Origin of the sequence: Mesobacillus harenae, assembly GCF_013343715.1 — a bacterium.
Classification (GTDB): Bacteria; Bacillota; Bacilli; order Bacillales; family Cytobacillaceae; genus Mesobacillus_A; species Mesobacillus_A harenae.
The window spans coordinates 156,097-175,613 of record NZ_JABUNR010000002.1 but is presented as its reverse complement, the minus strand read 5'-3'; the positions used below and the strand labels follow the sequence as shown (position 1 = coordinate 175,613).

Below are 19,517 nucleotides of genomic sequence, written 5' to 3'. Positions count from 1 at the left end.
GCGGTAAACTACTAATAACTTCAACTTGCTACCACATTAGCGAACTAAAGCAAAATTTCGCAAATGCCATTTAATGCATTCTATATTAAAAAAAGATATGATAGAAATACTTACTATTTCTGACAAAGGGTGAAATAAATGACTGAACTGTTTATGTTCGAAAAGCCGCTGGGTATGAGAGATACTCTGCCGGATCTATATGAAACTAAGAGCCGCGCCAGATCATCGATAAAAGCCGAAATGAAGCAGTGGGGCTACCAATTTATTGCGACACCTGCTTTGGAATATTACGAAACGGTTGGTACGGCATCAGCCATCCAGGATCAGCAGTTGTTTAAACTCCTTGATCAGCAGGGGCATACACTTGTGCTCCGCCCTGATATGACAGCTCCAATTGCACGCGTTGCAGCCTCAAAGCTGTTGAATGATGATCTGCCGCTTCGTTTGGCCTACTCGGAGAGCCTTTACCGGGCTCAGCAGCGCGAGGGGGGGCGGCCGGCTGAGTTTGAACAGGTTGGCGTTGAATGTATTGGTGACAACACCATCAGTGCTGATGGCGAGATGATTGCCCTTGCTGTTTCCTCATTAAAAAAAGCAGGCTTAACCAATTTCCAATTGTCTGTCGGGCATATTGGCTTTGTTCAGGATTTATTTTTACAAATTCTCGGAAATGAAGAACGGGCCCAAACCTTGACCAAATATCTATTTGAGAAAAATTATGTGGGATACAGGGAGCATGTTCAATCCTTATCCTTATCATCGATTGACCGGCAGCGCTTATTCAGCTTTCTTGATATGCGCGGCGGAGAAGAAGTCATCGACAAAGCCTTATCAGTCGTTGAGAATGGGAAAGGTAAAGCAGCAATTGGGGAACTTCGCGTCCTTTGGGATATTATCCGTGAATATGGAGTCGAATCCTCCGTAAAATTTGATTTAACGCTTGTAAGCCATATGAGCTACTATACTGGCATTTTATTTGAAATTTATGCCGGAAACGTAGGCTTTCCGATCGGTAATGGAGGCCGCTATGACCGCCTTCTGCAAAAATTCGGCAAGCCAACAGGGGCGACAGGTTTTGCAGTCCGCCTGGATCGCCTGCTGGAGAGCCTAGGAGGCCTTCAGGAAACTACACCGCTCCATTGTGTGCTGTTTAGTTCTGAACGCAGACAGGAAGCCTTTGCGGCAGCGGCTGAAAAGCGGGCAAATGGGGAGAATGTTGTCCTTCAGGATATTAGCGGGGTCAAAGATATTGATGCCTGCACGAGTAAGTTTTCCGACATCACTTTTCTCGTCGGAAAAACTGGGAAGGGGCCACTATCATGAAGGAAATGCTGACAATTGCGATGCCGAAGGGCCGGATTTTTTTGGAAGCTGTTGAGCTATTGCGCGGGGCAGGTTATGAGCTGCCACCAGAGTTTGATGATTCTAGAAAATTAATAATAGAAGTGGAAGAAGAAAAGTTTCAGTTTATTTTAGCGAAGCCAATGGACGTTCCGACGTATGTTGAGCATGGTGTTGCCGACCTCGGTATTGCCGGCAAGGATGTTATGCTTGAGGAAGAGCGTGATGTTTATGAACTTCTAGATTTGAAGATCAGCGGCTGCTACCTGGCAGTAGCTGGCCTTCCGGATAAAAAAATGAACGATGTTGCCCCAAAGGTAGCCACGAAATATCCGCATTTAGCAGCAGCGTATTTCCGGGAGCAAGGGGAGCAGGTTGAAATTATTAAGTTGAACGGTTCGATTGAACTGGCACCGATTATCGGCCTGTCGGATCGGATTGTAGATATTGTTTCAACAGGACAAACGCTAAAAGAAAACGGGCTTGTTGAATATGAGAAAATTACTGACATTACTTCAAGGCTCATCGTCAATCCAGTCAGCTACCGCATGAAGGATGCCCGGATCAGTGAGCTTGTCAGCCGCCTTTCAAAGGTAGTAAACCCGGCCTAAGCTTGAAAAGGATGAGGATGCGAAAATGAAAATTATCAATGTAAATAATGAGATATCAATAAAACGGACAGTTGATGGCGGTACAGAGGAACAGCGGACAGCCGTCCAACAGATCATTTCTGAAGTGAAACAGAACGGAGACCAGGCTTTAAAAGCTTTTACCGATAAGTTCGACGGAGTGAAACTTGCTGATTTCGCTGTTAAGGCTGAGGAAATCGAGGAGGCATACGGGCTAGTATCACCCGAAGATCAGGTAATCATTAGGGAGGCTGCTCAAAATATCCGCAGCTTTCATGAAAAACAGCTTCGTCCATCATGGATGACAACAGAAGAAAACGGAACGGTTCTTGGGCAAAAAATAACGGCGCTGGATTCGGTTGGCGTGTATGTCCCGGGTGGCACCGCGGCTTACCCCTCTTCTGTTCTCATGAACGTGATTCCTGCAAAAACTGCCGGAGTTGAGCGGATCGTCATGGTTTCTCCGCCTAACCAAACTGGAAAGCTCCCGGCAGCTGTTTTGGTAGCTGCTAAGGAGGCTGGAGTGGAAGAGATCTATAAACTGGGAGGAGCGCAAGCCATTGCAGGGCTCGCTTACGGTACTGAAACGATCCGTCCTGTTGACAAGATCGTTGGACCAGGAAATATCTTTGTCGCTCTAGCAAAACGGGAGGTTTTCGGTGATGTCGACATCGATATGATTGCTGGCCCAAGTGAGATCGCGATCCTTGCTGATGATTCAGCTTTTCCGGATGAAGTGGCAGCAGATTTGTTATCTCAGGCTGAACACGACCCTCGTGCATGCAGTATTCTCGTGACCACTTCAGAGTTTTTGGCTGCTGCTGTTAAAGATGAAGTTGAAAAGCAGCTTGCAAGCTTACCGCGCGAGGAGATTGCCAGGAAGTCAATTGAAGATTTTGGTGCTATTTACATAGCAGAAACAATGGATCAGGCCATTGCTGCGGTTAACAAAATTGCGCCTGAGCATCTGGAGATCCTAACCGAAAACCCGATGGAACTCCTCGGGAAAATTCGCAATGCAGGAGCTATTTTTCTTGGACGTTACAGCTCTGAGCCTGTGGGCGACTATTTTGCAGGGCCCAACCATGTTCTGCCGACTAACGGAACCGCACGCTTCTCCAGTCCGCTTAACATCGATGATTTTCAGAAGAAATCAAGTATCATAATGTACAGCGAATCAGCATTAAAGGATAATGGAGATAAGATTGCAAGATTCGCCCGCCTGGAAGGGCTTGAAGCTCATGCCCGTGCAGTGGAGTCGAGATTGAAAAAATAGTCCTGCTAATTACCTTCAGAAAAAAAGAAATGCCTATAAACTTTAACTATATGAAAGTTTTTTAATATTAAAGAGCCGAAGCAATGGAGGAATGGAAATGGAAAGAACGGCAGCAATCAGCAGAAAAACAAGTGAAACGCAAATTGAATTAAGTTTTGACGTAGACGGAGAAGGCCGCTCAGACTTAGTAACTGGGGTTCCGTTTCTTACACATATGCTTGACCTTTTTACAAAGCACGGACAATTTAATCTGACCGTTAATGCAAATGGTGATACGGATGTTGATGACCATCATACAACTGAAGATATCGGGATTTGCCTTGGACAAGCATTAAGGGAAGCGCTTGGAGACAAGGGTGGCATCAGGCGTTATGGAAATGCATTTGTGCCGATGGATGATGCACTGGCGCAGGTTGTCATTGATTTAAGCAATCGTCCGCACCTCGAAATGCGTGCGAATCTCCCGGCTGCAAAAGTTGGTACATTTGATACCGAGCTTGTTCATGAATTCCTGTGGAAACTGGCGCTTGAAGCTAGAATGAACCTTCATGTCATTGTCCATTACGGCCATAACACTCATCATATTATTGAAGCAATTTTTAAAGCTCTCGCTCGTGCCTTGGATGACGCAACTACCATTGACCCGAGGATAAAAGGAGTTCCATCCACAAAAGGATTGCTGTAAAAAATTAACCTAAAGGGAGTAGTTGTTACCCTATTGGGTCGGCTAAAAAGATAGCAGAAAAACACGGTTCCATGGAAGGGTGTTCTATATGATTGGCATCGCGGATTATGGAATGGGGAATTTATTCAGTGTCAGCAAAGCGCTTGAACGCCTGGGGGTTCCTTATTTTTTATCTGAAGACGAAAGTGAATTAATGGCTGCTGATGCACTGATTTTACCAGGGGTGGGGTCCTATCGGGATGCTATGGAGCGCCTGAGTGAAACAGGGCTCGCGAAAATGGTGAAGGAGTTTGCCGCAACAGGGAAACCATTGCTGGGAATTTGCCTGGGCATGCAGCTTTTATTTGAAGAAAGTGAAGAAAATGGCCCAACAAAAGGGCTCGGTTTATTATCGGGAAGCTGTCATATGTTTCCTGGCCGGTCAGCTGACGGCAATACGTACAAAGTCCCCCATATGGGCTGGAACAACCTCTCATTTGTCCGTTCGTCCGATATTTTAACAAATATTGAAGAGGATTATGTTTATTTTGTTCATTCCTTTTATGTAAAAACGAACGAACAGGATGTGCTAATTGCTGCAGCCGAGTATGATGTAGTGGTGCCGGCTGTAGTTGGAAAAGGAAATATATATGGTATGCAGTTCCACCCAGAAAAAAGCGGCAGCCTTGGGATGGAACTTTTACGGAATTTTACAAGGCTGGCTGAGGAAAGGAAGGCAGTCCAATGAGTTTTACAATCTACCCGGCAATTGATATGAGGGGCGGAAACTGCGTCCGCCTCCTTCAAGGCGATTACGATAAAGAAACAGTGTATGGAGATTCTCCCTTTGATATGGCAAAAAAGTTTGCAGATGAGGGTGCAGGATGGATTCATATGGTCGATTTGGATGGCGCTAAGGATGGAAAGCGTGTTAACGATGAATATGTGATTCAGGCAGCACGCGAACTAAAAGCCAAAGTGCAAATTGGCGGCGGGATTCGCAGTGAGGAAGATATTCTCCATTATCTTAATAATGGCGTGGCCCGCGTGATTATTGGAAGTATTGCCGTATCGGATCCGGAATTTGCTGAAGAAATGGTCCGGAAGTACTCAGGCCAGATTGCCATTGGCATTGATGCGAAAGATGGCTATGTAGCAACCCATGGCTGGATGAGCACATCAGAGGTAAAAGCCGTCGAGCTTGGCAAACGATTTGCGCAAGCCGGGGCTGAGACGTTTATCTTTACCGATATTGCAACAGATGGGACGCTGGCGGGCCCGAATCTAGAGGCGGTCAAGCAAATGGCTTTGGAAACAGGCAAAAGTGTCATAGCCTCCGGAGGGGTAAGTGAGCTTGCCGATCTTACTGCTTTAAAAAATTTAAGTGCCACCGGAGTGAATGGTGCCATTATCGGTAAGGCGATTTATGAGGGCCGCTTTACTGTAAAACAGGCTTTGGAAACGGGGAAAGAATAAATGCTGACAAAACGAATTATTCCTTGTCTTGATGTAAAAGAAGGAAGAGTTGTTAAAGGAATTCAGTTTGTACAGCTTCGCGATGCAGGTGATCCAGTTGAGCTTGCGCGCTTTTATGATAAGCAAGGCGCTGATGAGCTTGTGTTCCTGGATATTTCGGCGTCCCATGAAGGCCGTAAAACAATGGTTGAAGTGGTTCAGGCTGTTGCCTCCGAGCTGGCGATACCTTTTACTGTCGGCGGCGGAATTAATTCTTTGGAAGACATGAAGCGAATTTTACGTTCTGGAGCTGATAAGGTTAGTTTGAATACAGCAGCGGTACTGAATCCGGAATTGATTTCCGAGGGCGCAGATTTCTTTGGAACACAGTGCATCGTTGTTGCGATTGATGCAAAATATGATAGTGAGCTTGGGTCATGGCGCGTTTACACACATGGCGGACGCAAGCCAACTGAGTGGGAAGTAATTGATTGGGCGAAAGAAGCAGTATTGCGCGGTGCTGGTGAAATTTTGCTGACAAGCATGGACAGTGATGGCGAAAAAAACGGCTTTGATCTTGCCCTGACAAAGGCAGTAAGCGATGCTGTCAGCGTACCGGTTATTGCATCAGGCGGAGCAGGAAATGCTTCTCATTTTGCGGAAGCTTTTACAAAAGGTAAAGCGGATGCGGCCTTAGCTGCATCAATTTTTCATTATAAAGAAACATCGATCGAGGAAGTGAAAGCAGATTTGAAGGAGAAAGGAGTGGCTGTAAGATGAGTTTGCAGGAATTAAAATATGATGCAAATGGACTGATCCCGGCGATTGTTCAGGATGCCAGTTCAAAAGAAGTTTTAACGCTTGCTTATATGAACGAGGAATCATTGCAAAAGTCGCTCGAAACTGGTGAAACCTGGTTCTACAGCCGTTCACGACAAGAGCTGTGGCATAAGGGAGTGACAAGCGGAAACACGCAAACAATTGTAGAGATCAAACTTGATTGTGACAAGGATGCGCTCGTGGTGCTAGTGAAGCCAACTGGGCCTGCCTGCCATACCGGTGCTATAAGCTGCTTCTCTGAAGAGTTGTATAAAGCAGAAGATACACAGGGGATTGCAGAAACAGGAAAAGCTGCTGATTCGGATGTTGCTATTCTGATTGAGCTTGAAAGGCTGATTGCCGACCGTGAGAAGGAACGTCCAGAAGGGGCCTACACTACATATTTATTTGAAAAAGGCGTCGATAAGATTCTGAAAAAGGTCGGGGAAGAAGCATCGGAAGTTATTATCGCTGCCAAAAACCGCGATGCAGAGGAACTTAAGTGGGAAAGTGCCGACCTCCTGTATCATTTATTGGTTTTATTGCAGGAGCAGAAGCTTCCGCTCAAAGAAGTGCTCGGCGTTCTAAGAGAAAGACACAATAAATAAGTGACCTGACCGGCCTGAAAACGAGGCCGGTTTTTATTTAAAAACAAGAAAGTATATAATTTTGAACATTGATTTTACCCATTCTGCGACAAAACTACAGCTCTGGAAATACACTACGCTTTCCGCGGGCTCGAGCTGAGCCTCCTCGTTCGTCCCTCACTGCGGGGTCTCAACTTCTTCGCTATCCCGCAGGAGTCTTCGTGTATTTCCTCCGCTAGTGTTGCATCTATAAATGAGTAGGCATCATGATTGAAGCGAAGGGCAGTCGACTCCAGCGGGAAAAGCAACAACTGAAGATCCCGCAGGAAGCGGTTTTCTTCCGAGGAAGCTGAAGTGTTGCCCGCGGAAAGCGACTGCCTGAAGCGGAAAAGGATAGTACCTGCAGTGTAGAAGTTTATGTCTGCATTCTATAATATAATTTTAATCAAGTATTTGCCTGGTTTGTCTTATCCCATGCCTCAAGCATTGTGCCCCTATTCGCATTGACAGAAAACTCCATGCTCTCCAAATTAAAACTGCCTCCTATCCAAAAGACTTTCTCACATACCCTTCCTGAACAGGCTCTACCTGTGATATACTACGTTAGTTAATAATCATTTACGGAGGGCTCAATGGGAAAAGACAATAAAGCACTAAAACCAAAGGCGCAGGTCGTTTCGTTTGTTCCAACTGGTGAATATTACTTCACAAAGGGGATCAAGGCATTTCATAGGCGGGATCTGAAAAAAGCCAGCAAGTATTTTCAACGTGCTATGCAGCTTGAGCCCGGGGAGCCGATGATTGTCTGTCAGCTGGCGATTGTTTACACGGAGCTGGGCGATTACCAGCAATCGATTCGTCTTTTGCACATGATCCTTGAGGAATTGGACCAAGAAATGACGGAATGTCATTATTTTTTAGCAAATAACTATGCCCATATGGGATTATTTAAAGATGCTTATCATCATGCCAATATGTATATCGAGCATAATACAGATGGCGAGTTTTTAGAAGAAACAGAGGACCTGATGGATCTGCTTGCTGTTGAGGCAGAGGAACTTGATGAACTCCTCTATGAAGAAGATGATTTAATTGTTAAGCAGGATCAGGCTAGAGGGCTGCTTGAAAACGGCGAATTCCCAGAAGCCATTAAAATATTTGAGCAAATCATTGAGGAATATCCAGAATACTGGTCAGCCTACAATAATCTTGCGTTAGCTTATTTTTACCTCGGCGAAACAGTTAAAGCCAAAAAAATTCTTGAAGATGTGCTGACACGAAATCAAGGCAATCTTCATGCGCTTTGTAATGGACTTGTGTTTGCTTTTTACGAGAATGAGATTAGCAGTGTAATAGAATTAAAGAATATGTTAAGCAAAGTTAATCCAATGCTGTCAGAACACCAGTTCAAGCTTGGAGCAACGTTTGCTTTAATCGGTGAGCATGATCTTGCATACAAGTGGCTGAAAAAGCTTCATAAGTCTGGTTATGATGGTGACGGTCCGTTCTATTACTGGCTGGCGCATTCAGCGTATCACACAGGAAAACAACAGACTGCAAAATGGGCTTGGAAGCAAGTGATTGATTTTAATCCTGAAAAAGCCGGACTCGAGCCGTGGTCTGATGAAATATCTGCTGGGGATTCGTTTGAGAGCGAAATTCTAACCCGCCTGAAAAGTGAGTATTCCGAAGAACGGTTATTTGCTCTGTTTCTTACTTCATTATCAGAGAAAAAAAGAGAAATTATCGAAACGATTAAGAAGGTAAAACTGACTTCCACAGAAAAGGATTATTTTGAGTTTGTCCAGACCGGTTCCAACAAGCGGGGGGCAAGCAAGCTATTGATGAACGCTCATGAAACAGCTAAGTTGCTGTATGAGTATCATTATCCGGCCGATTCAGAGGAAGCGGGCATTTACTTATTATGGTTTTCCGTTTTTGAAGAAGCGGTGGGGGCCGGCTATGATTTTAAAAATCAAAAAGCCTGGGCTGCTGCGGTTGAGTATGTTTGGGAACAGCTGCGCCACAACAAAGCCTCGAAGCAGAAGGTAGCGACTAAATATGGTCTTTCAGCTGCTACGGTCACAAAGTATGTCAAAATGGTGAATAACTGTTTAAACTAAGCATATCTTTGGACTCTTCCTCCTTTGTTTTATAGGATATGAATAGAAGGGAAATACTATTTCCGATGGAAACAGAATCCTTGATCTATTGGCATATTAAAGGAGTTGATTCACCGTGTCTGAAGAAAAAATCTATGACGTCATAATTGTCGGTGCCGGACCAGCTGGGATGACTGCGGCTGTCTATACATCGCGTGCCAACTTATCGACGCTGATGTTAGAGCGAGGCGTACCGGGCGGACAAATGGCAAATACCGAGGAAGTTGAAAACTATCCGGGCTTTGATCATATTTTAGGCCCTGACCTTTCTACTAAAATGTTCGATCATGCGAAGAAATTCGGTGCTGAATATGCATACGGCGATGTAAAAGAAATCATCGACGGCAAAGAGTATAAAACTATTGTCGCGGGTTCTAAACAATACAAAGCTCGTGCGATTATCATCTCTGCTGGTGCAGAATATAAAAAGATCGGTGTACCTGGTGAAAAAGAGCTTGGCGGACGCGGAGTTTCTTATTGCGCTGTCTGTGACGGAGCTTTCTTTAAAGGCAAGGAACTTGTCGTTGTTGGCGGCGGTGACTCAGCGGTCGAAGAGGGAGTCTATTTAACTCGCTTCGCCTCTAAAGTAACAATCGTCCATCGCCGTGATGAGCTTCGTGCCCAGAAAATCCTTCAGGACCGCGCGTTTGCTAACGAAAAAATTGATTTCATTTGGAATCATACAGTAAAAGAAATCAACGAAGACGGCGGCAAGGTTGGCAGTGTAACTCTTGTTTCAACTGAGAATGGTGAAGAGCAGGAATTTAAAACTGATGGTGTTTTCATTTACATCGGTATGCTTCCGCTGACAAAACCATTTGTAAGCCTAGGCATCACAAATGAAAATGGCTATATTGAAACAAATGAGCAAATGGAAACGAAGATCCCTGGCATTTATGCTGCTGGAGATATTCGCGAAAAGACGTTGCGCCAGATTGTCACAGCTACTGGCGACGGCAGTATTGCCGCCCAGGCTGCTCAGCATTATGTAGAGGAACTGGCTGAAGAATTAAAGGCTAACAAAGCATAATTATGAAACCGTTCGAGCTTGAAGCTTGAACGGCTTATTTTTTTCCTTATCGTGCTTAAATAGGCTGAAAATGAGATGCTTGCGGATAAGTAGTCGGTTTCCAAGCGACAGTAATGTGCCAGGGAACGACAATTCGGGCCGCCTTTAGGGCATACATTTAACTAAATCTGTTGAGGGGTTTTCCTTTAGACTTTTTATCTTAATAAACCGTCATTACGTTTTAACTTTCCTGTAACAGTAGTGAAATAAAGATGGGGTATTATAAAAGTAGAAATTGACCCCCTTTTAAAAATATAATCCTTTTACAGCGCAGGTTCGCCTGTGCTCTTTTTTTGTCCAAAAAGAGTATTACAGGCTGTCTTGGGCGAATATAACAACACATACAGGTTAAAAAAACATACCTCACAGAATTATCAATTTTGATTCATTGTGACTGGTTTGCAAAAATAGTATAATGAAAAGAATCAAATAACGGCCGGGCGAATTTTCTATTAGTCCTCTTATAGTTAATGGAAGTTCGTTAAAGATGGCTGGATGAGCCATTCTACAATTAAAAGAAGTCAACGAGGTGACTGCTATGCAGCGGGTCGCAAACTGTGTCCTGGTAAAAGATAATAAGATTTTGCTATTACAAAAGCCCCGTCGAAATTGGTGGGTAGCTCCTGGCGGAAAAATGGAACCGTCGGAAACAATCAAAGATTCCTGTGTTCGTGAATTTAGAGAAGAAACTGGTATTTATTTGCTTAATCCAAAAATTAAAGGGATTTTCTCTTTTATTATGAAGGATGGGAACCAGGTCGTAGATGAGTGGATGATGTTCACATTTTATGCGACTGAGTCGGATGGATTGCAAGTTGATGAGTGTGAAGAAGGAATACTAGCATGGCATGAATTAGATGAAATAGCTAATCTTCCTATGGCAGCGGGGGACCATCATATTCTTGAATATATGGTTCATGGCCAAGGCGTCATATATGGTACGTTCACATACACACCTGATTTTGAATTGCTTCAATATCGATTAGATCCAAATTAATTTTTTTCGGGGGGAAGAAAACATGAGTATCGGTTCGGCAAATGATACCCAAATGGTGATTATTACCGGGATGTCAGGGGCGGGAAAGACGGTTGCGATCCAAAGTTTTGAAGATCTCGGCTTTTTCTGTGTAGATAACCTTCCGCCTACACTGCTTCCCAAGTTTCTTGAGCTTATGAAAGAATCAGGTCACAAAATGAATAAGGTTGCGCTGGTCATGGATCTGCGCGGCCGAGAGTTCTTCGATTCCCTTTTCAAGGCACTGGACGATCTAGCTGAGACGTCCTGGGTGGCTCCGCAAGTTCTTTTTTTGGAAGCGAATGACTCGACGCTTGTTCGCCGCTATAAGGAGACTAGACGCTCACATCCGCTGGCACCGTCAGGGCTTCCGCTTGAGGGAATCGCGATGGAACGAGACTTGCTTGAAGAGCTGAAGGGCAGAGCCCAGCTTATTTACAATACTTCAGAGTTAAAGCCTAGGGAGCTGCGTGAAAAAATTCTGAATGAGTTTTCAGCGAATAAAAAAATCCCGTTTACTGTTAATCTTGTATCATTCGGCTTTAAACATGGCATTCCGATAGATGCTGATTTAGTATTTGATGTGAGATTTCTTCCGAACCCACACTATATTGAACATATGCGTCCAAAAACAGGTTTGGATGAGGATGTATCCAGTTATGTTTTAAAATGGAATGAAACAAACAAGTTTCTGGAAAAAGTAACCGAACTGCTGAGCTTTATGCTTCCGCATTATAAGCGTGAAGGGAAGTCCCAGCTTGTGATTGCAATTGGCTGTACAGGCGGCCAGCACCGATCTGTTGCACTTTCTGAGCATATCGCCGCACACTTTGCGAGCGATTACCGAACCGTTGTCACACATCGTGATATCGAAAAGAGGAAGGAAAAAGTTACATGAATCCAGACGAACAACCAAGAATAGTCATTATAGGAGGGGGAACCGGGCTGCCTGTCCTGCTGCGCGGGCTGAAAAATTTTCCCGTTGATATTACGGCAATAGTAACAGTAGCGGATGACGGGGGAAGTTCAGGCCGAATTAGAAATGAAATGCATATTCCGCCCCCGGGAGATATTCGAAATGTGCTGGCTGCTTTATCGGACGTGGAGCCACTTGTTGAAGAGATGTTTCAGCATCGCTTTAAAACATCCAATGAATTATCAGGGCACTCACTTGGGAATCTAATTCTGGCTGCAATGACTTCCATCACAGGAGACTTTGTGCACGCGATCCAGGAGATGAGCAAGGTGCTCAATGTCCGCGGGAAGGTGCTGCCAGCTGCCAATCAAAGTGTTGTTTTAAACGCCGAGATGGAAGACGGTACGATAGTCAGCGGAGAATCAAAGATCCCCTATTCAGGAAAACGAATAAAACGTGTCTATCTGACTCCTGATAATGTCTTGCCCCTTCAGGAAACGGTTCAGGAGATTAAGCTGGCAGACTTAATTATCATCGGACCTGGCAGCCTATACACTAGTATCCTGCCGAATTTAATGGTACCTGGGTTGGGTAATGAAGTTTGCCAGGCAAAGGCGAGGAAAGTGTATATAAGCAACCTAATGACTCAGGCTGGGGAAACACACGATTTCACGGCAAGTGATCATGTAAAAGCAATCTATGATCATATGGATTGCCCTTTTATAGATACAGTCCTTGTGAACAACGAAGCGATACCTTCAGAGGTTCGAAACCGATACAGTGAAGAACTGGCTAAGCCAGTTCATTTTGATATAGAACGCTTGGAAGAGATGGGCATTGAAGTGGTTCAAGCTCAAATTGCCAACTTAGATGGAGACGTGATCCGTCATGATACAAAAAAAGTAGCAGAAATTTTATATTCTTTACTATCAGATGAAACCAAATCGACATATAACGCGTAAATACTACAGCAAGCGTTTGTCTGAACAGGAGGTGGGAGGATGTCTTTCGCTTCGGAAACAAAAAAGGAACTAACAAACTTGGAAGTAAAAGACTGTTGCGGAAAAGCAGAACTCTCAGCCTTAATCAGGATGAATGGAGCACTTTCCTTTTCCAACAAGAAATTAATCGTAGATGTTCAAACGGAGAATGCTGCGATTGCACGGAGAATTTATATCCTGATTAAAAGAAATTATCCAATCCAAGTCGAGCTGTTAGTCCGGAAAAAGATGAGGCTGAAGAAGAATAATGTCTATATTGTCCGCTTAAAAGAATCTGCCCGTAATATATTAGAAGATCTTAAAATCCTGGGTACGGACTTTACTATTATTCATCAAATCTCAGAGGAACTTGTAAAAAAGAAATGTTGTAAGCGTTCTTACTTGAGAGGAGCATTCCTCGCTGGAGGATCGGTTAACAACCCTGAGACATCTTCCTATCATCTGGAGATTTTTTCATTATATCAGGAACATAACGACTCACTTTGTGAATTAATGAATATGTTTGGACTAAACAGCAAGGCACTGGAGCGTAAAAAGGGGTTTATTACTTACTTGAAAGAAGCAGAAAAAATTACTGAGTATTTGAATATCATTGGTGCTCATAATGCTTTGCTTCGCTTTGAGGATATCCGGATTGTCCGTGACATGCGAAATTCCGTTAACCGTCTTGTCAATTGCGAAACGGCCAATTTAAATAAAACCATCGGTGCTGCCCTTAGACAGGTGGAAAATATCCGCTATATTCAGGAAACGATTGGCCTGCAAATATTACCCGATCGGTTGCGTGAAATTGCGGAGCTTCGTGTTGAATACCAGGATGTCACGCTTAAAGAACTGGGAGAAATGGTATCTGGCAGCACGATCAGTAAGTCAGGAATAAATCATCGCCTAAGAAAAATTGATGAAATTGCCGATAAACTGCGAGCCGGAGACCCGATTAGATAAGTGAAAAAGCTAAAGTAGTGACCTTGTAAACAAAAAATACATAAAAGGAGGATTAATCGATGGTTGAAAAACAAGTAGAGATTAAATTAAAAACTGGATTACAGGCTCGGCCTGCTGCATTGTTTGTTCAAGAAGCAAACAGGTTTTCATCTGATATATTTTTGGAGAAAGACGGAAAAAAGGTAAACGCAAAAAGTATAATGGGCTTAATGAGTCTTGCACTGGGATCTGGTACGACGGTCAATTTAATTGCAGAAGGAAACGACGAAGAAGAAGCACTGCAAAAGCTGGCTGACTACATTGAGCAGGTTGGCTGAGACAAATAAAAAAACTCGCACCAGATACGGTGCGAGTTTTTTAGTTGTAATTAAGCTAAGCACCATTAGCGGGATGCTTTTGCTGTTATTCCTACTTCTTTTTGTCTTCTGAAGGGCTGCGAGTGATAATCTGATCGACAAGACCATATTCCAATGCTCGTTCAGCTGTCATGAAGTTATCACGGTCCGTATCTTTAGAGATTACTTCTAAAGGCTGGCCTGTGCGCTCTGAAAGGATGGTATTTAGCTTTTCACGAAGGAAAAGAATGCGTTTGGCTGCAATTTCAATTTCAGTTGCCTGGCCTTGCGCGCCTCCAAGTGGCTGATGGATCATTACTTCACTGTTCGGAAGAGCATAACGCTTGCCCTTTGTTCCTGCAGCAAGCAAGAAAGCGCCCATTGATGCAGCCATACCGATACAGATTGTCTGTACATCAGGTCTGATAAACTGCATTGTATCGTAGATAGCCATTCCGGCTGTAATGCTTCCACCTGGGCTGTTAATGTAGATGGATATGTCTTTTTCCGGGTTTTCTGCTTCTAGGAATAATAACTGAGCAACGATCGAATTGGAAACATGGTCATCAATCCCGCTGCCGAGCATAATGATCCGGTCCTTTAACAGGCGGGAGTATATGTCGTATGCACGCTCGCCACGATTCGTTTGTTCAATAACTGTAGGAATCAAGTTCATTTTTGTTTTCCTCCTTCAACTTCACTCGTTCATATTTATTCTATCGTTGTTTGCCCTATCTTTAAAGTAATAGGGGCGTGTTGCTATGTACTTTTTATGATACACTGAAGGTCAATAAAGGTCAAACGAATCACTCGCTCAGCGCAAATGAAATGTTCGACAATTTTCACCTGCCAATTTATCACTCCGTTTCCATCTTACCCAAGAAACATTTTTTTAAACTAAAAGATCACTTGCCAATACTGTAAACATGCCCTATAATAGTTAAACGTAGCACCTATTCAGGTGACCAATTATTATACTTGAATAATACTGCTCAGATTTGCCCTCGTGGTGCAACGGATAGCACGTAAGATTCCGGTTCTTGAGATGGGGGTTCGATTCCCTCCGAGGGCGTTATAAAAGCCTCGTATCCTTATTAAAAAGGGTACGGGGCTTTTTATATGGATAAAATATCCATGAGAAAAAGCTTCTACCCGAAAGTGGAAATATTCTATCAATAAATAACTTCAGTTATCCACATAAAGCCCTTATTCCAAAAAGAGGATTCCTTACAGGAATAAAAGGATGCTTCCTTTCACGTTCCCTTTAATATCGAACCCAATTTATTTCCATTCAATAATATTCAACTTTGCTGTAAAATGGTAAAGGGGGGGAATAGAGTATGGATCTTAAAGCAGGATTATGGCAAAAACAATCTTTAAAACTGGCCATGACGCAGGAGCTTTCGCAGGCCATTGCGCTCTTGCAGTATACTGCCCAGGAGCTAAATGCCTTTTTAGAGAGCAAGGCTATGGAAAATCCCCTGATTCAAGTTGAACCCACCCATGTTCGGGCGATGGATCCGAGAGTCGATCGGATCAAGAGTTTTAGTAAGTCTTCCCAACGGGAGCTTGAAAATTGGATCGAGAAAATTGGGGAACAAACCAGCACCCTTGAAGATCATCTATTATCTCAGTTAATTCAATATACGGATAAGCAAAAACATATTTTGAAACAGCTTATTGGAAGCATTGATGAAAACGGTTACCTTGGGATCAACTGTGAGGAGTTCGCTTCGCAGTCCGGTATTTCGCTTGAAAGTGTTGAGGAATGCCTTGAACTTCTTCATGCTTTAGAGCCTGCCGGTATTGGGGCACGAAATTTGCAGGAATGCCTCAAAATTCAGTTGGAGAAAAAGAAACCAGTCAATCAACTAGCCATTTCGATTATTTCTGATCACTTTATGCTTTTTGCGGACAAAAAGTGGAAAACAATTGCAAGCTTACTTGGAGTTAATATAAAGGAAATCCAAAAGGTATTTGATGAAATTCAAACACTCAATCCGCGGCCAGGAGCCGTTTTTAAACGTGAAACATCTGTTTACGTTATTCCTGACGTGGTGATTAGAAGAGTAGAGGATTCAGTAGAGGTGAGTGTTTTTGAAGAAACAGTCCCGAAAATTACCTTTAATGAATCTTACTACCAGGAGCTTGCCGCTCATGGTGATGGAGAAGTTGCTAAGTTTTTACATGAAAAACAGCAGGATTATCATTGGATTTTAAAAAGTCTTGAGCAGCGAAAAGAAACATTAATTAGGGTTGCCCTCAAAATTGTTGAAAAACAGCAGGAATTTTTCCGGTTGGGAACACAGTATTTGCGTCCGATGACAATGCGGGAGGTTTCCGAAGAACTAGGAATCCACGAATCAACAGTTAGCCGTGCTGTTCGCGGGAAATATGCCCAAACTCCATTCGGGACGCTGGAGCTTAGATCCTTTTTTACTAGTGCGATTCAGTCAACCGACCAGGAAAATGCCTCTTCCCAGCAGGCAAAGGACGCGATTGAGAATTTGGTGAAGTCTGAAGATAAGCGTAAGCCTCTCTCAGACCAAGGGATTGCAGAATTACTGCAAGAATCAGAGGGTATTGTGATCTCAAGAAGAACCGTAGCTAAATACCGAGATCAGCTGGGGATTGCCTCTTCTTCTAAACGGAAAAGGTTTGAATGAGTGAGTATTGCAAAGCCTTTTTGAAATAAGTGAAGTACCTGCTTAATTTCATCAATAAAAGAGAGAATGCCAACCTCAGTCGAGCAGTGAAAGAAGGAGTAGTGAGAGTGGAAAATAGGGTAAAGCTATACACGCGGAAACAGTGCCCGTTATGCGACAAAGCCAAGAATGTGCTAATCGAGCTTCAGCATGATTGGGAGTTTGTGTTGGAAGAGGTTGATATTGCAGCGGAGGACAGGTTGACTGAACTCTATGGTCTAATGATTCCGGTGGTTGAATTAAACGGTGACGAGCTTCAATATGGGCAAATTAATAAAAATTATCTAAGTGAAGCGTTTACATCGAAAAAAGTAAAGTATAAAAGTTGAATTGAGTTTCCACTCCTGTTAGAATGAAAATTGAATCAGGAGTGATTTTTTTTGGGGTTAGTGGGACATAATATGTCTAACCGGGACGAATGGCGGCCACTACTTTAAGATGAAGGAGACCATCATCATGCAGTCCTTTATTGATGTTCAAAAAAGAATATTGCCTGATCTGCTTCAGATTATGCAAAAACGTTACAGTATCCTTCAGTACATAAATTTAATGCAGCCAGTTGGGCGAAGGAGCCTGTCTGTAAGTCTTGGCCTTACAGAACGCGTTTTAAGAAGTGAAGTAGAATTCTTGAAGGACCAGAATCTTATTTTGATATCAAGTCATGGAATGAGCATGACGGATGAGGGAAAAGATATACTGGAAAGTCTTGATAGAATAATGCGTGACTTGACGGGTATAGATGTACTAGAACAACAGCTTCAAAAGCAGCTTGGCATTAAACAGGCAATTGTTGTTCCAGGAGACAGCGACGAATCCGATACTGTTAAAAGTGAGCTGGGAAGAGCAGGAGCATCTTGCATGAAAGACTTCCTAACAGGAAAAAATATCATCGCAGTAACTGGCGGCTCAACTATGGCGGCAATAGCCCAGATGCTTCCGCCTGCTTTTAAGGAAAAAGATTTGATGTTTGTACCAGCGAGAGGCGGCATTGGCCAGGATGTAAAGAACCAGGCAAATACCATATGTGCGATTATGGCAGACAAGACGGCTTCCAAGCATCAGGTTCTGTATGTCCCTGATCAGGTAAGCCCGGAGATTTATGAATCGTTCTTAAAAGAACCATTGATCCATGAGGTTTTGACCCAGATAAAATCGGCGAGCATGGTTTTACATGGAATTGGAGACGCTAAAGCGATGGCAGAGCGCCGTAATACTCGTGGTCAGGATATGGAAAAGATTATCGAAGGAAAAGCTGTTGGCGAGGCTTTCGGCTATTATTTTAATGAAGCCGGTGAAGTTGTCCATAAAGTGCTCACAATTGGGCTTCAGTTAAGTGATTTGACGGAAATTGACAATGTCATCGCGGTAGCTGGAGGTTCAACAAAGGCAAAAGCTATTAGAGCCTATATGAAATCAGCCCCAGACTCGACGGTTTTGATCACAGATGAAGGTGCAGCCAAACTATTGGTACAAGGGTAATTCCCTTTATATAAAAAAATGTCCTTATGATTAAAAGGAGGAAAAAATAATGGCAGTAAAGATTGGTATTAACGGATTTGGAAGAATTGGACGTGTAGTATTCCGCGCAGCACTAAACAACCCAAATGTTGAAGTGGTGGCTGTAAATGATTTAACAGATGCAAACATGCTTGCTCATCTTTTAAAATATGACACGGTTCATGGAAAATTAAATGAAGATGTTTCAGTTGATGGGAACTCCCTTATTGTTGGCGGCAAGAAGATAAAGGTTCTTGCTGAAAGAGATCCTGCACAGCTTGGCTGGGGCGACCTTGGTGTTGAAGTGGTCGTTGAATCTACAGGCCGTTTCACAAAGCGTGACGATGCTGCGAAGCACCTTGAAGCAGGAGCAAAGAAAGTTATCATCTCTGCACCAGCAAATGACGAAGATATCACAGTAGTAATGGGTGTTAACCATGAGAAATATGACGCTGCAAACCATCATGTCATTTCGAATGCATCTTGTACGACAAACTGTTTAGCTCCATTTGCAAAGGTGTTAAACGACAACTTTGGAATCAAGCGCGGAATGATGACGACAGTTCATTCTTATACAAATGACCAGCAAATTCTTGACCTGCCGCACAAAGATTACCGTCGTGCTCGTGCAGCAGCTGAAAACATTATCCCCACTACTACTGGAGCAGCAAAAGCAGTATCTCTAGTGCTTCCTGAGTTGAAAGGAAAACTAAATGGCGGAGCAATGCGAGTTCCAACTCCAAACGTCTCGTTAGTTGACTTAGTTGCAGAGCTTGAAAAAGACGTAACAGCAGAAGAAATTAACGCAGCATTTAAAGAAGCTTCTGAAGGAGCTTTAAAAGGCATCCTTGCATACAGTGAAGAGCCACTAGTATCTAGTGATTATAACGGCGAACCAGCTTCTTCAACTATCGATGCTTTGTCTACAATGGTAATGGAAGGCAACATGGTAAAAGTTATTTCTTGGTATGATAACGAAACAGGTTATTCAAACCGTGTTGTTGACCTATGCGAATATATTGCAAAACAGGGACTTTAAGCCCCAGTTAAAAAACCAGTCATTTTTTGTTTAGAACAAGTTCGTGATATGGCAGGCACATA

The 19,517-nt window shown here is 43.3% G+C and carries 20 protein-coding genes and 1 tRNA gene; 20 read left to right on the top strand and 1 reads right to left on the bottom strand.

What is annotated here, in order from left to right; genetic code table 11:
* Positions 1-138: 138 nt before the first annotated feature.
* The 15 genes from HRJ06_RS03115 to HRJ06_RS03045 all read left to right on the top strand — a co-directional run bounded on the left by HRJ06_RS03115 (position 139) and on the right by HRJ06_RS03045 (position 14,196).
* Positions 139-1,323, top strand: coding sequence for an ATP phosphoribosyltransferase regulatory subunit (locus HRJ06_RS03115; protein WP_174728704.1), 1,185 nt, complete (start codon positions 139-141; stop codon positions 1,321-1,323).
* Entirely contained in the window at positions 1,320-1,952 is a 633-nt protein-coding gene (hisG, locus tag HRJ06_RS03110) for an ATP phosphoribosyltransferase (RefSeq protein ID WP_174728701.1), read from the top strand. Before HRJ06_RS03115 ends, hisG begins: the two co-directional genes overlap by 4 nt.
* Positions 1,953-1,977: 25 nt before the next feature.
* Positions 1,978-3,246 (top strand): histidinol dehydrogenase, encoded by a 1,269-nt coding sequence (hisD, locus tag HRJ06_RS03105; protein ID WP_174728698.1) that lies wholly within the window; start codon positions 1,978-1,980, stop codon positions 3,244-3,246.
* 97 nt (positions 3,247-3,343) lie between these two features.
* Positions 3,344-3,931, top strand: a complete 588-nt coding sequence (gene hisB, locus HRJ06_RS03100) for an imidazoleglycerol-phosphate dehydratase HisB (RefSeq protein WP_174728695.1) — start codon at positions 3,344-3,346, stop codon at positions 3,929-3,931.
* Between the two features lie 88 nt (positions 3,932-4,019).
* Positions 4,020-4,658 carry an imidazole glycerol phosphate synthase subunit HisH gene (hisH, locus tag HRJ06_RS03095; protein WP_174728692.1) on the top strand — a complete coding sequence of 213 codons (639 nt, stop codon included), beginning with the start codon at positions 4,020-4,022 and terminating at the stop codon, positions 4,656-4,658.
* Positions 4,655-5,386, top strand: coding sequence for a 1-(5-phosphoribosyl)-5-[(5-phosphoribosylamino)methylideneamino]imidazole-4-carboxamide isomerase (gene hisA, locus HRJ06_RS03090; RefSeq protein WP_174728689.1), 732 nt, complete (start codon positions 4,655-4,657; stop codon positions 5,384-5,386). Before hisH ends, hisA begins: the two co-directional genes overlap by 4 nt.
* Positions 5,387-6,145 (top strand): imidazole glycerol phosphate synthase subunit HisF, encoded by a 759-nt coding sequence (hisF, locus tag HRJ06_RS03085; RefSeq protein ID WP_174728686.1) that lies wholly within the window; start codon positions 5,387-5,389, stop codon positions 6,143-6,145.
* Positions 6,142-6,792 (top strand): bifunctional phosphoribosyl-AMP cyclohydrolase/phosphoribosyl-ATP diphosphatase HisIE, encoded by a 651-nt coding sequence (gene hisIE, locus HRJ06_RS03080; RefSeq protein WP_174728683.1) that lies wholly within the window; start codon positions 6,142-6,144, stop codon positions 6,790-6,792. Before hisF ends, hisIE begins: the two co-directional genes overlap by 4 nt.
* 611 nt (positions 6,793-7,403) lie before the next feature.
* The gene (locus HRJ06_RS03075) at positions 7,404-8,894 is read left to right on the top strand and encodes a tetratricopeptide repeat protein (RefSeq protein ID WP_174728680.1); all 1,491 of its coding nucleotides are present in this window, start codon (positions 7,404-7,406) and stop codon (positions 8,892-8,894) included.
* Between the two features lie 115 nt (positions 8,895-9,009).
* Positions 9,010-9,963 carry a thioredoxin-disulfide reductase gene (trxB, locus tag HRJ06_RS03070; RefSeq protein WP_174728677.1) on the top strand — a complete coding sequence of 318 codons (954 nt, stop codon included), beginning with the start codon at positions 9,010-9,012 and terminating at the stop codon, positions 9,961-9,963.
* A gap of 577 nt (positions 9,964-10,540) precedes the next feature.
* Positions 10,541-10,999 carry an NUDIX hydrolase gene (locus tag HRJ06_RS03065; protein WP_174728674.1) on the top strand — a complete coding sequence of 153 codons (459 nt, stop codon included), beginning with the start codon at positions 10,541-10,543 and terminating at the stop codon, positions 10,997-10,999.
* 22 nt (positions 11,000-11,021) lie between these two features.
* Positions 11,022-11,915, top strand: coding sequence for an RNase adapter RapZ (rapZ, locus tag HRJ06_RS03060; protein WP_174728670.1), 894 nt, complete (start codon positions 11,022-11,024; stop codon positions 11,913-11,915).
* Positions 11,912-12,895: a gluconeogenesis factor YvcK family protein gene (locus tag HRJ06_RS03055; RefSeq protein WP_174728667.1), complete on the top strand. Its 984-nt coding sequence runs from the start codon at positions 11,912-11,914 to the stop codon at positions 12,893-12,895. The genes rapZ and HRJ06_RS03055 overlap by 4 nt, the downstream gene beginning before the upstream one ends.
* A gap of 39 nt (positions 12,896-12,934) precedes the next feature.
* Positions 12,935-13,879, top strand: coding sequence for a DNA-binding protein WhiA (gene whiA / locus HRJ06_RS03050; protein ID WP_174728664.1), 945 nt, complete (start codon positions 12,935-12,937; stop codon positions 13,877-13,879).
* 59 nt (positions 13,880-13,938) lie between these two features.
* Entirely contained in the window at positions 13,939-14,196 is a 258-nt protein-coding gene (locus HRJ06_RS03045; RefSeq protein ID WP_174728661.1) for an HPr family phosphocarrier protein, read from the top strand.
* A 91-nt stretch (positions 14,197-14,287) separates the two neighbouring features.
* Here HRJ06_RS03045 and clpP read toward each other — a convergent pair whose 3' ends face one another.
* Positions 14,288-14,890, bottom strand: a complete 603-nt coding sequence (gene clpP / locus HRJ06_RS03040) for an ATP-dependent Clp endopeptidase proteolytic subunit ClpP (RefSeq protein WP_174728657.1) — start codon at positions 14,888-14,890, stop codon at positions 14,288-14,290.
* A 324-nt stretch (positions 14,891-15,214) separates the two neighbouring features.
* Between clpP and HRJ06_RS03035 the strand changes: the two genes are divergently transcribed.
* The 5 genes from HRJ06_RS03035 (at position 15,215) to gap (ending at position 19,455) form a co-directional block, all read left to right on the top strand.
* Positions 15,215-15,286: transfer RNA gene (locus HRJ06_RS03035), tRNA-Arg, on the top strand.
* Between the two features lie 268 nt (positions 15,287-15,554).
* The gene (gene rpoN, locus HRJ06_RS03030) at positions 15,555-16,880 is read left to right on the top strand and encodes an RNA polymerase factor sigma-54 (RefSeq protein ID WP_174728654.1); all 1,326 of its coding nucleotides are present in this window, start codon (positions 15,555-15,557) and stop codon (positions 16,878-16,880) included.
* A 107-nt stretch (positions 16,881-16,987) separates the two neighbouring features.
* On the top strand, positions 16,988-17,248 hold the full coding sequence (locus HRJ06_RS03025; protein WP_174728651.1) for a glutaredoxin family protein: 261 nt from the start codon (positions 16,988-16,990) through the stop codon (positions 17,246-17,248).
* A gap of 127 nt (positions 17,249-17,375) precedes the next feature.
* A complete protein-coding gene (locus HRJ06_RS03020; RefSeq protein ID WP_174728648.1) occupies positions 17,376-18,398 on the top strand; it encodes a sugar-binding transcriptional regulator in 1,023 nt (340 codons plus the stop codon).
* Between the two features lie 49 nt (positions 18,399-18,447).
* Positions 18,448-19,455: a type I glyceraldehyde-3-phosphate dehydrogenase gene (gap, locus tag HRJ06_RS03015; RefSeq protein WP_174728646.1), complete on the top strand. Its 1,008-nt coding sequence runs from the start codon at positions 18,448-18,450 to the stop codon at positions 19,453-19,455.
* The last annotated feature ends 62 nt before the right edge of the window (positions 19,456-19,517 follow it).

Excerpts from the sequence above, each read along its gene's own strand:
- hisB (WP_174728695.1), top strand. The coding sequence starts at position 3,344 with ATGGAAAGAACGGCAGCAATCAGCAGAAAAACAAGTGAAACGCAAATT.
- hisA (WP_174728689.1), top strand. The coding sequence starts at position 4,655 with ATGAGTTTTACAATCTACCCGGCAATTGATATGAGGGGCGGAAACTGC.
- HRJ06_RS03065 (WP_174728674.1), top strand. The coding sequence starts at position 10,541 with ATGCAGCGGGTCGCAAACTGTGTCCTGGTAAAAGATAATAAGATTTTG.
- HRJ06_RS03020 (WP_174728648.1), top strand. The coding sequence starts at position 17,376 with ATGCAGTCCTTTATTGATGTTCAAAAAAGAATATTGCCTGATCTGCTT.
- rapZ (WP_174728670.1), top strand. The coding sequence starts at position 11,022 with ATGAGTATCGGTTCGGCAAATGATACCCAAATGGTGATTATTACCGGG.
- hisD (WP_174728698.1), top strand. The coding sequence starts at position 1,978 with ATGAAAATTATCAATGTAAATAATGAGATATCAATAAAACGGACAGTT.
- hisF (WP_174728686.1), top strand. The coding sequence starts at position 5,387 with ATGCTGACAAAACGAATTATTCCTTGTCTTGATGTAAAAGAAGGAAGA.
- hisG (WP_174728701.1), top strand. The coding sequence starts at position 1,320 with ATGAAGGAAATGCTGACAATTGCGATGCCGAAGGGCCGGATTTTTTTG.
- hisIE (WP_174728683.1), top strand. The coding sequence starts at position 6,142 with ATGAGTTTGCAGGAATTAAAATATGATGCAAATGGACTGATCCCGGCG.
- gap (WP_174728646.1), top strand. The coding sequence starts at position 18,448 with ATGGCAGTAAAGATTGGTATTAACGGATTTGGAAGAATTGGACGTGTA.
- HRJ06_RS03045 (WP_174728661.1), top strand. The coding sequence starts at position 13,939 with ATGGTTGAAAAACAAGTAGAGATTAAATTAAAAACTGGATTACAGGCT.
- HRJ06_RS03075 (WP_174728680.1), top strand. The coding sequence starts at position 7,404 with ATGGGAAAAGACAATAAAGCACTAAAACCAAAGGCGCAGGTCGTTTCG.
- HRJ06_RS03055 (WP_174728667.1), top strand. The coding sequence starts at position 11,912 with ATGAATCCAGACGAACAACCAAGAATAGTCATTATAGGAGGGGGAACC.
- whiA (WP_174728664.1), top strand. The coding sequence starts at position 12,935 with ATGTCTTTCGCTTCGGAAACAAAAAAGGAACTAACAAACTTGGAAGTA.
- hisH (WP_174728692.1), top strand. The coding sequence starts at position 4,020 with ATGATTGGCATCGCGGATTATGGAATGGGGAATTTATTCAGTGTCAGC.
- rpoN (WP_174728654.1), top strand. The coding sequence starts at position 15,555 with ATGGATCTTAAAGCAGGATTATGGCAAAAACAATCTTTAAAACTGGCC.
- HRJ06_RS03115 (WP_174728704.1), top strand. The coding sequence starts at position 139 with ATGACTGAACTGTTTATGTTCGAAAAGCCGCTGGGTATGAGAGATACT.
- clpP (WP_174728657.1), bottom strand. The coding sequence starts at position 14,890 with ATGAACTTGATTCCTACAGTTATTGAACAAACGAATCGTGGCGAGCGT.